General features: G+C 58.4%; 13 protein-coding genes. All 13 read right to left on the bottom strand.

What is annotated here, in order from left to right; translation table 11 throughout:
- Positions 1-819: 819 nt before the first annotated feature.
- Positions 820-2529 carry an acetolactate synthase catalytic subunit gene (locus NFC73_RS20370; protein WP_254753246.1) on the bottom strand — a complete coding sequence of 570 codons (1710 nt, stop codon included), beginning with the start codon at positions 2527-2529 and terminating at the stop codon, positions 820-822.
- A gap of 27 nt (positions 2530-2556) precedes the next feature.
- Positions 2557-3381 (bottom strand): SDR family NAD(P)-dependent oxidoreductase, encoded by an 825-nt coding sequence (locus NFC73_RS20365; protein WP_254753244.1) that lies wholly within the window; start codon positions 3379-3381, stop codon positions 2557-2559.
- A gap of 48 nt (positions 3382-3429) precedes the next feature.
- Positions 3430-4626, bottom strand: a complete 1197-nt coding sequence (lhgD, locus tag NFC73_RS20360) for an L-2-hydroxyglutarate dehydrogenase (RefSeq protein WP_254753242.1) — start codon at positions 4624-4626, stop codon at positions 3430-3432.
- A 2-nt stretch (positions 4627-4628) separates the two neighbouring features.
- Positions 4629-5651 (bottom strand): ornithine cyclodeaminase family protein, encoded by a 1023-nt coding sequence (locus NFC73_RS20355; RefSeq protein ID WP_254753240.1) that lies wholly within the window; start codon positions 5649-5651, stop codon positions 4629-4631.
- Entirely contained in the window at positions 5614-6666 is a 1053-nt protein-coding gene (locus NFC73_RS20350; RefSeq protein WP_254753238.1) for a zinc-dependent alcohol dehydrogenase, read from the bottom strand. Before NFC73_RS20350 ends, NFC73_RS20355 begins: the two co-directional genes overlap by 38 nt.
- A 31-nt stretch (positions 6667-6697) precedes the next feature.
- Positions 6698-7402, bottom strand: coding sequence for an ABC transporter ATP-binding protein (locus tag NFC73_RS20345; protein WP_254753236.1), 705 nt, complete (start codon positions 7400-7402; stop codon positions 6698-6700).
- Positions 7402-8124, bottom strand: coding sequence for an ABC transporter ATP-binding protein (locus NFC73_RS20340; protein ID WP_254753234.1), 723 nt, complete (start codon positions 8122-8124; stop codon positions 7402-7404). The genes NFC73_RS20345 and NFC73_RS20340 overlap by 1 nt, the downstream gene beginning before the upstream one ends.
- Positions 8124-9176, bottom strand: coding sequence for a branched-chain amino acid ABC transporter permease (locus NFC73_RS20335; RefSeq protein WP_254753232.1), 1053 nt, complete (start codon positions 9174-9176; stop codon positions 8124-8126). The genes NFC73_RS20340 and NFC73_RS20335 overlap by 1 nt, the downstream gene beginning before the upstream one ends.
- Positions 9173-10060, bottom strand: coding sequence for a branched-chain amino acid ABC transporter permease (locus tag NFC73_RS20330; RefSeq protein ID WP_254753230.1), 888 nt, complete (start codon positions 10058-10060; stop codon positions 9173-9175). The genes NFC73_RS20335 and NFC73_RS20330 overlap by 4 nt, the downstream gene beginning before the upstream one ends.
- Before the next feature lie 18 nt (positions 10061-10078).
- Positions 10079-11332, bottom strand: coding sequence for an ABC transporter substrate-binding protein (locus tag NFC73_RS20325; protein ID WP_254753228.1), 1254 nt, complete (start codon positions 11330-11332; stop codon positions 10079-10081).
- Positions 11333-11408: 76 nt separating this feature from the next.
- Positions 11409-12173 (bottom strand): SDR family oxidoreductase, encoded by a 765-nt coding sequence (locus NFC73_RS20320; RefSeq protein WP_254753226.1) that lies wholly within the window; start codon positions 12171-12173, stop codon positions 11409-11411.
- A 21-nt stretch (positions 12174-12194) separates the two neighbouring features.
- A complete protein-coding gene (locus NFC73_RS20315; RefSeq protein ID WP_254753224.1) occupies positions 12195-13646 on the bottom strand; it encodes an aldehyde dehydrogenase family protein in 1452 nt (483 codons plus the stop codon).
- A gap of 52 nt (positions 13647-13698) precedes the next feature.
- Positions 13699-15000, bottom strand: a complete 1302-nt coding sequence (locus NFC73_RS20310; RefSeq protein ID WP_254753222.1) for an iron-containing alcohol dehydrogenase — start codon at positions 14998-15000, stop codon at positions 13699-13701.
- Positions 15001-15447: the final 447 nt, after the last annotated feature.

Genomic DNA, 15447 nt, shown 5'->3' with positions numbered 1-15447 from the left:
GGAGGAGCTTTTCAGGTGGCTCTCAACCACGCCAATCGTGGCTCTGAACGACACGATCCGTGATCTGGCCAGGTGGCTCTGAAGCGCACGGCACGTGGCTCCCTTGGAAGCCAGTATTCAGTCTGCCGGTGAGTAGCGTCCGGGCATAGTGTCCGGCGGTCCGGTCCAGCGCCCATTTCTTGACACCCGGTCGGCGTGCAAGTGGGCCTGGGTCGATTTAAGGGATTCGTGGACCATCCGGAGGGAACTGGTCGCGGTGGCGATGCCGGCAGCGATCCTCCGCATGGCGTTGGTGTGCCCGAGAACCTACGGGGTTACGGCTTTTGCCGCCAGCGCCGGGCAGGTGGTGGCCGCAGCGGTCGTATGGACGCGGAGCCGTGGCGCGACCGTGTCGGTTGTCATCGGCCGGCCACCGCCTGGGGCGGTGAAGACCGTGGATACAGGAGCCACGCCGGTGTCGGCTTTCCCTCATACCAGCACCGACAGCCTGCAGGACCAGGCCGTGGCAGCGTCCAGCGGCGTGGTCCGCTCTCGCCAATACATGGGATGGTCCGCGTATGCCTCGGCAAAACTCTTCTTCTCGCCTCTGAAGACCGATTGCGACCATCACCACAGCTTCGCCAACCGGCTCGCCGCCCGGACCTCAGTCATGACTACATCGAGTCCTGGTAGAACCGCCAACGGCCAATTGCCCGAGATGCCCCACCGAACCCAGTCAGCAGCCCTCACACGAACTCCCGACGCAATATCAAGCAAATGGTATTGCCTTCTGCAAATCCCGGTACCGGCGACTGACGAGGTACCGGCCACTGACGGGCCCTATCTGATGGTTTCCGGGGGGTTGGAGTCCCAGGCCGCAATCGCCGGATAGGAGTCAGCATCCGTGATGACTTCAATGAGGAAGAATTGGCTGCCGCTGAAGGCCGCTTTTAGCGCGGTCTCAAGTTCGGCAGGCGTCGTTACGCGGCTTGCTTGCGCGCCAACTGCGCGGGCAATGGCCGCATGGTCGACCGGCGAGAACGGAATGGCCGTTGTGAATTCCGAAAATGAGTTCAACTCGGCATGCTTTTGGAAGCCCAGGATGGAGTTGTTCAAGAGTACGGACACGATGGGCTGATTGCTCCGGACCGCTGCCTCCATTTCGGCCCACACGTGGCCATAGCCGCCGTCGCCGCTGATACAAACAACACGCTTGTCCGGGAACGCTGCTTGCGCTCCCATAGCCATGGGAAGACCCCACCCCAGGCCGGCAAGGCCGCGAGGAGAGATAAATCTTTGCCCGGCGGACTTGGCTGTTAAGTAGTTGGACATCCACAGAGTCGAGTAGCTGGCGTCGGCTACCGCGATATCATCCGCTTTCAGATGCTCATTCAGGATCGACATCACGTACTGCGGCGTGAGTTTGTTTGAGGGTTGGTTAGCGCGAAGCTGCTCCACATCGACTGCGGCTGCTGTCTTTGCCAGGGCAATCCGCGACGCAGCGCAGGGCCGGCTTTGATCCCGCCGCGTCAGGTCGATCTTGCCCAATTCAGCAATGATGTCCTCCAGACCGAGGCGTGCGTCTCCGACAAGACGGACGGCCTGATAGTTGCGGCCAATCTCGACTCCGTCAACATCGAGATGAATGTAGGTTGCATCACGCGGAAACAACTTCCAGGCGTCCGTTCCGTTTTCGTTGGTGCGCGTCCCGACAAACAGCACGACGTCGGCATCTTCCACGAGCGGGCGCGTCAGGTAATTGGGCGCCTTCGCGCCCAGCGCGTTGCCGATAACACCCAAGGAGAGCTCGTGCGTTTCGCTGACAGCGCCCTTCCCCATATTGGTGGTTGCCACCGGGATGCCGCTGAGCTCCTGAAGCTGTCCAAGCGCTTTTACTGCACCGGATAGATGGACGCCTCCGCCGGCCACAATCAGCGGCGAAACCGCCTCTGCCAGCAGTTTGGCTGCCTCAACGACGCGGGCGCCGTCGGGACGGGAGCGATCCAGCGGAAATCCTCCCATCTGGGAAGTCCGGGCAATAACTTCTGTCTGCTCAACATCCATTAGAAGTACGTCCCGCGGGACTAACAACGCCACGGGACCAGGACGTCCGGTCGTGGCGATCGTAACAGCCATGTCAACGTAGTCGTTGATCCGCGTCGGATCATCCAGTTGCTTCACCCATTTGGTGCAAGATGCAAAGAGTGCCACGTGGTCAAATTCCTGGAAGGCATTCCGGCCGCGCTGGCTGACAGGTACTTCTTGGACAATGGCGATGACCGGTGAGGACGCTTTCATGGCCTCCGCCAACGGGGGTACGAGCAACGTTGCGGCGGGGCCGTTCTGCGCTCCCACCAGGGCAATCCGGTTTGACACCCGTGCGAAGGCATCTGCCATGGCTCCGCCAGCGTTCTCAGTGCGGTATGGGATCTGGCGGATACCGGCTTTCTCGGCGGCCAGAAAGAACGCCGATGGCAGGGACTGCCCAAAGACGTCGGTCACTCCGTGCCTGCGGAAGGCGGCGACCATTATTTCGGCAACTGTGGGCATAGCGTGCTCCTTAGGAGTATGGAAAAATTACGGTCGTGACGTAGCAAAATTCAGGGCGCCGCCGTCGACGACGAGGATCTGGCCGGTGACGTAGCGAGACGCACCCCCTGCGAGGAATTCGATAACACTGGCGCATTCTGCCGGGGTCCCAATCCGTCCCAGCGCCACATTTTTGTGGATTCTTTCTTCGCCCATCTCGGCGAAAACCGTACTCAGACGTCCGGTGGCTATGTAGCCGGGTGCCACGACGTTGACCCGGATTCCCCGTGGCCCCAGTTCGTTAGCAAGGAAGCGTGAGTAGTGGGCAACCGCTGCTTTTGCGCTTCCATAGGCCGAAAACATGGGTTCCACCGCGGCTTCCCCCGCCTGGGACCCGACATTGATAATGCTGGATCCTTGTTCCATGAGCGGAATCGCAAGCTGACAGGCCAGGACCGTGGTGACGAAGTTCCGCTCCATGTTCTCCCTCAGATCGCTGATCGGGAGGGTGCTGGGCAGCGTGTCGGCCCCCGCTGAATAGCTGCCACCGCCCACGTTGTTGACGAGTACATCGATCCCGCCCCATTCAGAGCGGATGGACTCCATCACATCGGCCATGCCGTCCTGGTCAGTGGCATCAACCTCGTAGCCCAGGGCAGCCCTGCCCAAGTCCTGGATGTCCCCGACGACGGTGTCGTTTTTCATGTCGTCTGCTTCAGGCTGAAAGTCGCGATAGGAGTGCAAATTAATGTCCGTGACGGCAACGTCCGCGCCGGCTTTCGCAAGGTGCAGTGCATAGTTGCGCCCCAGACCGCGGCCGGCACCGGTCACAAGAATGCGTTTGCCGGCCAAGCCAGAATTTTCCCTTGACATATGGTTTCCTTCAATTCGCCGGATCGGGGCCGATTCGGCACCCAATTCCTAGGACCTGATAAAGATGTACTTATCTAGAACATAATCAGCTATGGACATTGCGGCCGTCGCTGCGGGGGAAGGCGCATTCCTCAGCAGCGTGACCGGTCCTACCTGGTCCACCGCAAAGTCATCCAATAGTGAACCGTCCGAACTCCAGGCCTGTGCCCGAACTCCGGCCGCTGTTTTGGACGTAAGGTCGGACAGTTGAAGTTCGGGGATGAATCTCTGCGCCTCCTTATAGTAGAGAGGCTTGATCAGGGACGAAGCGATTTCCTTTATCCCCATCCGCCAGTGCTGCTTTGCCAGAGCCGGCGCACCTGGCCATGAGAGCGAATCCCAGGTGTCCTTCACGGAAACTTTCGCCCAGCTGTACCCTTCGCGCGCCATCGCCGGCACAGCGTTTGGGCCAACGTGGACATCGTCATACACCCCGCGCGTGAAGTGCACGCCAAGAAAGGGAAACCGTGGATCCGGCACTGGATAGATCATTCCCCGGACGAGATGTTGCTTTGCGTTTGCCAGACCCCAGTATTCGCCACGGAATGGCAGAATCTTGGGGCTGGCCGGAGCACCGATCAGGCGGGCAACGACGTCGGACTGCAGGCCCGCGCAAACGATGAGCCGATCAAAGGAAAGCTCCGCGGCGGTAGTGGTAACCCGGACCCTTCCTGCCTGCCGGACAATAGCAGTAACCTCGTGCCCCAGAAGGATGCTGCCCCCGCCCTTCCGCACATCCTCGGCCATAGCCTCAGTAATAGAGGCATAGTCGACGACCGCGGTATGGGGAGAGTGGATGGCGGCAACCCCTGCCACGTGAGGCTCGACATCCTTCATCTCCGCAGCGTTCAACCGCCGAAGCCCGGGAACTCCATTCGCAAGAGAACGGGCCTCAATGGCGTCGAGATAGGGAGTCTCGTTGTCCGTCACGGCAACGACCAACTTCCCGACCTCGCGGTAGGGGAGCTTTTTCTCCTGGCAATACTCTTTGGTCAGCTCCCGTCCCGTGGAACAAAGGGTTGCCTTCAAGGAACCTGGTGCGTAGTAAAGCCCCGCGTGCACGACTCCCGAGTTGCGGCCGGTTTGATGCATGGCCACACGGTGTTCCTTTTCCACCACAGTAACCATCAGGCCACGTTCCGCGAGGGCCCGGGCTATGGCAATCCCGACGATACCTCCCCCAATGATGCCGATGTGGTCTGTCACAACTACCGTCGTCCTTCCGTAATACCGCCAGCAATCGGCAGCTTGGTGCCGGTGTTTTTCGCCGCGGCCTTCTCGAAAACAATGCGTGCGAGAGCTGTATCCCAAGAGCCTGCCCCTTGAGACACAAAGACGGTAATCTGCGCGTCGGAGGTGCGTCCGGACTTCTCGCCCGCGACAATGTCGCCCAGAAGCCCCACGTTGTCCCATGTGACTGCGCCTTCGGCGACGGCCCGCCGCAGCGTTCCACCTTCAATCTTTGCCTGCTCCCGGTCATCGGTGACAAGTAGGTCCGCCGCCGCCAATACAGCTCCAGACGCTTCGCGGTTCTGCGGGTTATTTGATCCCGCGAAAACGTAGTGCGTTCCGGCTTTGATATGCCGTTGTTCAACCAAAGACTCTTTGGACGACGTCATAGTGGCAATTATGTCCGCACCCTCAAGTGCGTCGTCGATTGTGTGCTTGGCCAGGACCTCGACGGGAAACTTTTCTGCGAAGCGCTTTGCGAAATCCTGGGCCTTAGAATAGTTCCGGCTGAACACTTGGACAGTTTTGACCTCCGTGGACCGGACAATCGCTTCGGCCTGGGTCCAAGCTTGATACCCGGAACCGATCAGGCCCAATACCGTCGCGTCCTTTCGGGCAAGGTAACGCGCAGAGATTCCGGAGGCGGCGCCGGTGCGCAGCTGACCGATGCGGTCGGCTTCCATCAAAGCGTCACAGTCTCCATCAGCGGAGAACAGGAGCAGCCAGAATTTGGCGGATCCCCCACCCGTGACGTAGATTTTCGCAGCCAGGCTGTTCACCGGGCCGACCGCGCCGCCCAAGAGGTTCAGGTTCATTCCGTTCAGGGCTGCCCGTGAGCGAATGGCGTTATGCACGGTTCCGCGGCCCTGGCCTGCCAACGCGGTTTCGACGGCGTGGAGAGCGTCGTCCATGTCTACCAATTCGGAAACATCGTGTTCTGATAGAAAAATCATGCTGTTACCCCTAAAGTCGTCTTCTTGTGGTCGTCCAGTCAGCGACAACGACAGCCTTGATGACCGTCGTTTGCTCGGTAGCTTCTACCGCCGCCAGTACGCTTTCCATTGGGAATTCTGTAACCATCGAGGCCAGCCGTTCCTGGTTGCCCAGCAAAAGTTCTGTTGCGGCCCCGTAGTCACCGCGTGTGTAGCCGTAGGTCCCCTGGAGCCGCGCCTCGCTTCGCACCAACTGGTTCACGTCCAGGTGCGGAAGCACGCCGAAGAGTCCGGGAATGACAATCGTGCCACCGCGGCGGACGAGTGTAATGGCCGTTTCAAGAACAACGGCAGCGCCGCTGGCCTCTATCCAGGCATCTATGGGGCGTCCGTTTCTTGTTCCCTCGATGCCCTCGTGGCCGCGGACAGTAGCAAAGCCCAGTTGCGAGGCAAAGTCCAGTCTCGTTTGGGAGCCTTCCAGCGGTCCTACGAGCTCTACGTCGGCGCCGAGCTCTTCGGCGAAAAGGCCGCACAGTAGTCCAACGGGTCCTGGCCCCGAAACAATGATCCGCTGGCCCTGCAAATTTTCGCCCAACTGCCGGACGGCGTGTACGGCGACGCCAGTGGGTTCAACAAGGGCAGCCATGGACGAGGAAAGTTCGTTGTCAATGGTCACCGTCCTGCCAGCATCGAGGACAAAAAAATCCGCAAGAGCGCCGTCGAAGGACAGCCCGAGGCAGTCCCGCTGCGAACAGAGTTGCGGTGTTCCGCCGGCACAGACGGAGCAGTTGAGGCAACCGTCTATGGCCAAAGGAACGACGCGCTCGCCAATCCGTGTGCTGCTGACATCCGGTCCTACCGCATGGATTATGCCAACAGCTTCGTGTCCCAGCACCACTCGTTCCGGCAGCCACTCGTATCCGGCATGGCTGTTAACAGCATGGATATCGCTTCCGCACAGTCCTACAGCCTCCGTCCGGATAAGCACCTGACCCGGCCCCGGCATGGGAAGGGGAACCTGCCTAAGGGCTATGTCCCCCTTCTTCCGGCTTTGCTTCAAGAACGCCGTCATCTGTGTGCTCATGCTGCTGAGGACCCTATTTCCGAGAGGAGTGTCAATGGCCCAGATACGATTCGCGAACCAGAGAACTGCTGAGCAGTTCCTGGACAGGTCCTGATACGCGCGTCACACCGCCATCGATGATGAACCCGTGGTCGGCGACGGCCAGCGCATTCTGCACATGCTGCTCAACGAGGAGCACGCACATGTTTCCCGTCGCAATCTCCTGGACCAGCGAGAACATTTGTTTCACGATTATCGGCGCTAATCCCAGGGACATTTCGTCGATCATTAGCAACTTGGGCTCCGACATGAGACCGCGCCCGACGGCTACCATTTGTTGTTCTCCACCGGAAAGCAGCCCTGCGTCCTGAAAGCGGCGCTCCCTTAGCTTGGGAAACCGGTCATAGATCCCGTCCAACCTGGCTGTTGTTTTTCGGTCCTTGCGCTTGCTGTAACCGCCGAGGATGAGATTGTCCTCCACACTGAGAGTCCCGAAGAGTTTCCGCCCTTCAGGAACGTGGACGATGCCCAGGCCGACACGGTCCTGGGGCGACGCCGCTGTAATGTCCTCCCCTTGGAAGTGCACAGTTCCGCTCGCGGCCGGCACGATTCCGCTAATTACCCGGAGGGTGGTGGACTTGCCGGCCGCGTTGGGTCCGAGCAGTGCCACAATGCCGGATTTTCCGAGGGTGAGATTTACGTTTTCCAGAGCCTGTGCGTCGCCGTAGAAGGCGGAAATGTTTCTTACATCCAGCATTAGTCTTCCTTACCCAGATAGGCCGCGATGACCTTCGGATCGTTCACAACTTCATTGGGCAGGCCCTCCGAGATGACCACTCCGTGGTCCAGGACCAGGATCCGATCGGAAACCTCCATGACTGCCGACACGAGGTGCTCAATCATCAAAATCGAAACGCCCCGGTCCCTGACTTTCGCCACAAACGGAAGAACGTCGATAACCTCGCGGCTGTTCAACCCTGCAAGAACCTCGTCCAGAAGCAGGAGTTTCGGCCCCGTTGCCAGTGCACGTGCGACTTCGACACGTTTGCGTTGGGCCAGAGTCAGGCTCTCCGCCGGCTTGCGCGCTAGGCCACCGATGCTGAGTTCCTCCAGCAGCTCGGCCGCCCGCTTGCGCGCCGTCTTCACGCTCGCATCATTGACCAACAATGGCACCATGACATTTTCCGCGACCGTCATACCCTTGAATGGTCGAACCACTTGGAAGGTACGGCCAATGCCGCAGCGGGCGCGGCTGGCCGTGTCCAACCTGGTGATATCGTCGCCGTCAAACTCCACTGTTCCGGAGTCGGGGAAATGCATCCCGGAGATAAGGTTGAAGAAGGACGTCTTTCCAGCTCCGTTCGCTCCGATAAGGCCAATAATTTCCCCGTGTTCCAGTTCGAGGGAGACTCCGCCGACTGCCTGTACGCCACCGAATCGCTTCGAGACGTTGTCCACCTTCAAGAGGGTGTTGTCCATTAGCTGCGCCTTCCTGCAGTAGTGGAAATGTGGTCGTCGTCGACTATCTCCTCCGCGGTCCCGTCTTTGCTGTCCCCGCTGCCTGCGCTTCGTTCCGCCGGACGGAACCGGCGGTAGAGCTTGGTGAAACCCGCAACGATCCCGCCGGGCATCACACGCACGATAACGATGAGGACAATGCCGTAGATCACGAAGTTCAGGCCCTGAGTGGCGCCCGAGAACGTGGTCCGCAACCATTCACCCAGCGGTGTCATGAGTAAAGCTCCGACTATCGGGCCGAGCAGCGTCCCCATGCCGCCGATGATCCCGTTCAACGCCGGCTGAATGGAATACAGAGTTGCTGAAAAGTTGGTCTCTGGCTCTATAACGAAGAAGTACATGGCAGTGAACGCGCCGAATGCCCCAGTAAGTGCCGCGCTGATCACGAGCGCGGTCAATTTGAGTCGCGGGGTCCGAACGCCGAGGGCGCGAACGGCATCTTCATCGGAGGCTACAGCCCGAAGGTGATAGCCCATCTTCGAATGATAAATCCAGACGGAAATGCTGATGGCGATCAACGTCATAAACAGAACAATGTAGTAATACGGCTGACGCTCCTGGAATGAAAGAAGAGCCCAGCCCTCGGCGGGAGGAGTCGTGATGCCCACCGAACCGTTGGTTAGACCGACCCAGTAGATAGCAATCAGGCGAAGCACCTCCACAAACGCCAGCGTGGAAAGCGTGAAGAACGGTCCGCGCAGGCGCAAAAGCGGAATGGCCAGGCACAACGCCCCGATGCCTGCCGTCAACATTGCGGCAAGAATCCCCAGCCAAGGATTGATATTAAGGTTCACGTAGAGCAGTGCAACCGTGTAAGAACCAATCCCGAAGAAAGCGGCATGGCCAAGTGAAAGGATGCCCCCAAAGGCGAGAATGTTCCAGGCGACAGTAATTCCTACATAGATAAAGATCATGACGCAGATGTGAAGGACGAATTGATCGGCAGTGACCAAAGGCAACAGTGCTGCGATAGCGACGGCGCCGATAGACAAGAGGTAATGAATCTTTTTCATTTCAAACCAACTTCCGCATTGCTGGCAGAACCGCCGAAGATGCCTTGAGGACGGGCGAGTAGCACAATGATGAACACCACAAAAACAGCCACAAGCTGCAGCGCCGGATCAATATACGTGCCCACCAGCGTCTCAACCGCGCCCAGGAGCAGCCCTCCAACCAGCGACCCGACCATGTTCCCAAGGCCTCCGAGGACAACGACGACGAAGGCCAACAGCGTGAAGTGTGCACCTGCTAGCGGGAATACCGAATGGAACGGCGCGATCAGAACCCCCGCGATGGCGGTCATGGCTGTTCCCAGTCCCATTGCAACCAGATAGTACTTCTTAACCGGAATTCCAATAAGTCCGGCGGTCTCGCGGTCTTCGGCGAGTGCCCGTAGGACCTTGCCGATCAGGGTCTTTTTCATGATGTAAAACAGTGCAGCGACCAGTACCAGCGCGACCACAAATGCGGTGATACGGCCGTACGTTGCGCTGATACCTAGAACGGTCACACTTTTTTCCCCCCACGGAAACTGGGTGCTGCGAAACTGCCCACCGAAGAGGACAAGTGCCAGGTTCTGCAACAGGATCGACAATCCCAGAGTGACGAAGATCTTCATCGTCGGAGACGAGTTCTGCATGGGTTGCAAAATGAATCTCTGCAGCACCATTCCGAACACGAACATCAGAGGCGTGATGATGAAGATGGATAGATACGGGCTCAGGTTCCAGGCCGACCACATCCAAAACGTGGCGTACATCGCCATCATCACGAATTCACCATGAGCAAAGTTGATGATCTTGACAACACCAAAGATCAGGTTCAGACCGACCGCTATTAGTGCATACACGCCGCCCAGCAGCAGGCCAGCCACGAGCGCTTGCATAAAGAGACTCATTATGTCCTTCTGTGGCGTTCAAACGCCGAACGGCGTGATGATTTCCGGTTCACGAACGGCGGCTTCCGGCGGCCAAACAGTTTCGAGCTTTGTGCCCTTCCACTGCATGATGTACACGTCGGAACGCTCGTTCTGGTTTTTGTCGTTAAGTTCAAAACCCCATCCTGCTGCGGTCTTGCCCTGGTCCAGCTTGAAAGACGTCGCAGCGTTGCGGAACTCGACCGGATCGTCCTTTCCGCCTGATTTCTCCAGAAGGTCAAAAAGCAGGTTTGCACCGGTAAAGTTCGCCAGGGCATGCCCGGAGGCAGGGAGCCCCTGGTACCGCTCTTTGTATTTGGATGTGAAGTCCTGAATGCCCGGAGTGAATTTTTCATTGACGTAGATCTGGGTGAAGTCGACATCGAAAATACCGTCGGCCGCATCACCCAGTGCTTCATGGAAGCTCATCAAGCTGTGGCCACCACCCGTTCCGATGAAGGCACCAAGTTTGAGTCCGTTATCCCGGATCTGCCGGCCGAGAAGGATGGCGTCCGCCGCATATGAGACCGCCATCACAATGTCAGGCGACTTATCCTTCATCCTCAAGACCGTCGATGAAAGATCCGTGGATTTGGCGTTGTAGGGCTCCGTGGAGAAATTCACGAGGCCGGCGGTGGCGGCGTCCTTTTTGGCGTTCTCAGCGACGGACTGCCCGTAAGCAGAGTCTTCGTGGGCAAGGATTACTTGGAGCTCGGACACCGGTTTGCCCAGCTTTTCCGAAAGGTATTCGCTGATGAACCTCATCTGCATCTTTGTGAAGTCCCCGGCGGACGGGTTGAAACGATAAACGTTCTCGTAGCCCCGGGCTGTAATTTCTTCGGACACCGCACCCAGTTCGACGAAACTCCTGCCTCCCCGGGCAAACACTTCGGAAGCTGCCAAGGAAAGCGCCGAAGAGTAGGAGCCGATCGCCAACTTGACGTCGGGGCTGGACGCCAGACGGCGTGATTCCGATGTGGCAGCGTTGACATCTGGAACGTCCGCAAACTTCAGCTCAATTTTTTTTCCTGCGACGCCGCCGGCAGCGTTGCGCAGATCCGTTGCGATCTGTACTCCCCGCCAGGATTCTTCTCCGAGCAGCGCGAGGGGTCCCGACACAGGGAAGAACGCCCCGATTTTAAGAGTTGTTCCCCCCGCAGATGCTGTGGCACAGGCTGCCAGCGTTGGAACCGCTGCAATACCGATGATGCCGATTCCCGACAGCCTCATGAACTGCCGGCGGTCCACGTTCATACCTTTTGCCATTTTTCCTCCACTTTTACTAACGAGCCTAAATAAAACAATGCGCAGAAATTCCTGTTTAATCTTGCTAGCTGGCCGTCCATCCCCCGTCTACCATGAGCATTTGCCCTGTGATGTAACTGGATGCCGCGGATGCCAGAAAAACTGCCGCCCCTACTAGGTCTTCCGGATCCCCGAACCTGTTCATCGGTATCCGATCAAGCATTTTCTGCTTCCTCGAGGCATCCTGAAACGCGGATTCCGTGAGTTGGGTACGGAAGTATCCGGGACCGATTCCGTTTACGCGGATTCCCCTCGCCGACCACTCACTGCTTAGACTCCGCACCACGCCATAAACACCTGATTTACTGGCCGTATACGCCACCACGTCCGGCACAGAGAGATGACTCGTCAGAGAACCGATAAAGATGTGATTACCGTGCTGCCCGCGTTCGAGCTGGCGCCGGCCAATCTCCTGGCTCAGCATGAACGGAGCTGTGAGATTCACACTGATAATTCGGTCCCATTCAGCTAGGGGAAAGGCTTCTGCGTTCTGCCGATGCTGGACGCCCGCGGCATGTACAACTATGTCCACCGAACCGTCGAGGCGCGTTTCTATGTCGTCGAGCAATTTAGGAATGGCGGCGGTATCTGCAACGTCGGCTTCAAAGGGAAAGGCATTGGCCCCGATCTCCGCCGCCGCGGCCGTCACTTCCCCGCGGGTCCTGGAGATGAGGGCGGTATGGGCTCCCGCGGCAGTCAAGCCGCGGGCTATGGCTTGTCCCAGGCCCCTGCCGCCGCCGGTCACGAGGGCCCGCTTTCCCTGCAGCGAGAACATGTTTAGCTGTGTCACAATAATCCTCTTGTTAGTCCGCTAGTGCGTTCTTATCGCGACGGTTTTGGTCCGGCTGTAGAAATTCAGCGCCTCGGTGCCCTGTTCCTTGAACGCAGAGCCGGACTCTTTGAAGCCACCGAACGGGTGATGGATATCCCATCCCGTCGTTGGCTGGTTTACTGATACCTGCCCTGTGTCGACGCCCTCCACGAACTGAAAAGCACGTGCAAGATCTTTGGTGAAGACCGCACTGGAAAGGCCATACGAAGAATCGTTGACGGCTTCGATGGCCTCCTCGGGCGTATCCACAACAATCATCGAAAGCACCGGTCCGAAAACTTCCTCCCGCCAGATGGAGCTGTCCCTAGCGATCCGCAAAAACGTAGGCTGCACGAACGACCCCCCGGATTCAAGCTCGCGCGCCGCGTCGGCGACGGCCAGCACTTGCGCACCCTCCGCTATCGCTTTGGCGACATGTTCCTGAACGTCCCGCTGGGCTTCCCGTGAAACAACCGGCCCCAGATCCGCTCCCGGAATGTTGCCCGCCGCTACGCGCAGTGCCCGAACGGCCGTGTTGACTTTCTCTACAACCTCCGCCTCAACGCCGCGTTGAACGATCAGCCGGCTGGTCGCAGTACAGCGTTGACCGGCCTGGGCAAACGCACCTGCGACAATTGCGGGCACGGCGAGGTCAAGGTCAGCGTCTTCCAGCACCACTACTGCATTCTTTCCGCCCATTTCCGTCTGCAACCGAACGCCGGTCCCAGCGAGTCTGCGTTGCAGTCCGAGGCCGACTTCCGTTGATCCGGTGAAGGAAACGGCTTTGATCGCGCCATACGAAAGTAATGCATTGCCAATGTCTGAACCGCGACCTGTTACGGTCCCGAGAACGCCCGCCGGCACGCCCGCGTCGTGCAGGATTTCAGCTAGTTTCAGGGCGATGACGGGTGTTACTGTTGCTGGCTTGATCACGACTGCATTGCCTGCCAGGAGGGCTGGCGCCATCTTGCGAGCCGGGGTCAGCAGGGGATCATTCCACGGCGTGATAAGCAGGACGACACCGACGGGCTCCCGGATCTGGCTGGCGAAAGTGTTGGGCCTTCCATCGGGTAGGTAATCTCCGAACGATGCCCGCGCGAGCCCTCCGTAATACTCAAAGAACTCCGCGGACTTTCCGACTTCGCCAGTTGCTTCCGCCTGGGTCTTACCCATTTCGGTTACGATCACATTCACGAGCTCGCTGCAGCGAGCACGGATGAGCCTTGATGCCTCAATGAGAATGCGTCCGCGCTCAAGATGGCCGATGCCCTTCCACACCTTCGCTCCCGCCTCTGCAGCCGCGAAGACAGAGTCAAGGTCGCTAGGCGTCATTGCAGGCACTTGGGCAATAACTGCATCATTGGTTGCGGGGTTTGTAACGTCAATAGTCCCGCCGGCTGCAGCGTCAGCAAAACCGCCATTCACCAGGTTCTTGACCAGTCCGTACGTCATTTCTCAATACTCCTTAAACCGTTTCCGGTTGGCACCATTTCCTGCTTGGGATTTACTGGATGTTGCTGTAGGCGGTTGATTTTGCAAGCCCAAACGCGGCCGACAAATCGCCAGTACGCATTGCTGTCAAAAGTTCTGCCAGTTTCGCCTCGTCGAGCGGAACAGGATTTGTTGGACGGGGGTATTCCGAAACGCAGCGGGCCGCCATGACGGCTTCAGTACCTGTCGGAATCATGGCTTCGTCCAACGTCGTGGGCAGGCCCAGCCGCTTCGTTAGCTCCTGTATCCACCGTGCCGCATCAGAAAGCTCAATGCTGCTGCCCCCCGTGATGACGGAAGCCAAGGTCGAAGCAAGTCCTGGATCCAGAGTCCGGTTATAGGCAATGCAGTAAGGCAGCGCGAGTGCGCACGACATGCCGTGCGGCATGGGCCGCTCATGGGCCAGACAGTAGGCCAACGAATGGCCTACCACCACGCCAGCGTTGAGTGCTTGGCCGGCTAGATGCGATCCCCATAAACAATTCGCCAATGCCTCCTGATCCCCATTGAAAGCATTCTCAAGGTTCGCCACGAGCAACTCGATAGCCCGGAGTGCGTGGTGGGCGGACAGAACGGATGTCGTCGTCGCCATGAGTGATTCGACCGCATGGGCCAAGGCATCCATACCGGTGGCAGCGATGACGCTCGTGGGCAGTGATGCCACGAGGTTCGGATCAATAATGGCCACGGAGGGAACGTATAGAGCGCATGAGGAGACTCTCTTGGAGCCTGCAACGGTCACCATGGCAACCCTTGTCGCCTCAGCACCGGTCCCGCAGGTCGTTGGGATAAGCACTAGTGGAGCAACGCCGTTGGACGGCTCAACAACGCCCAGCCAATCGGCGGATCTTCCTTCATTGCAAAGGAGCAGTGAGACGATCTTTGAGGAATCGAGTACCGATCCGCCGCCCAAGCCAATGACCACCCGCACGTTGGCGTTGCGGGCCATCTCTGCAGCGGCATCAACAAGCTCGCTGGAGGGCTCGCTGCCGAAGCCGCTTGCCACGGTCACCTCGTAGCCATTGTCTTCGAGATCCCGAATGAGCTCATCTGCCAGGCCCGTGTTGAGTACGGCATCATCGACCGCCACCAGAACACTTCCGGAGGTGATCTTTAGCTGGGATTGCAGAACAGACGCGATCTTGCTCGAGCTTCCGCGGCCACCAATAACCACGGCAGGAGCGAGGAACGCCGAGACCGAATCCGTGCCCGGCCACCAATGTTTGGACATCTTCGTCACCTTCAGATTGGATACAATTGCTAGTACATAACCACAGAGTGTGACGCACGTCAATACCTGAATTCGGCTGGGCAAGGTCGGAATCTTGTCGATTCAAACGGTCAACCAACACATTCGAACCAGATTTTTGCCCAGAAATCAGGGAATTTCATTAGCTACTGGTGAGTAGAACATCAACTGGCGACCGACAAATTTCCGATGGACTGCAGAGAGCGCATCCCTGCCTTAGCTCCTAGTGGATCCGATCTGAGCAAAAACCAACTACTGGCGGACAGGTCGCAACGGAAGCGAACCCAGCTAAAACGATGAGAAACCCCGATACCCAACACGTGATTCCGTCGTGTTTTTCGGTTGACTTGGCGTTCCCATCGGGCTGGTCGCTTCGAGGCTGGTAAGCACTGTTAACGCCAACCGAAAATAGGGCCAATAGTGCCAATTGAAAACGGGGCCACGGGGTTGTGGTTCTATTGTGCCGTACTGGCGTCGGGTTGGTGTCTTTTGAGCCGGTAGCTGTTGCCTTTG

Origin of the sequence: Pseudarthrobacter humi, from assembly GCF_024294965.1 — a bacterium.
In the GTDB taxonomy this organism is placed as follows: domain Bacteria; phylum Actinomycetota; class Actinomycetes; order Actinomycetales; family Micrococcaceae; genus Arthrobacter; species Arthrobacter humi.
Note: the sequence above shows the minus strand (reverse complement) of the source record. Positions and strands in the feature narration are given on the sequence as shown.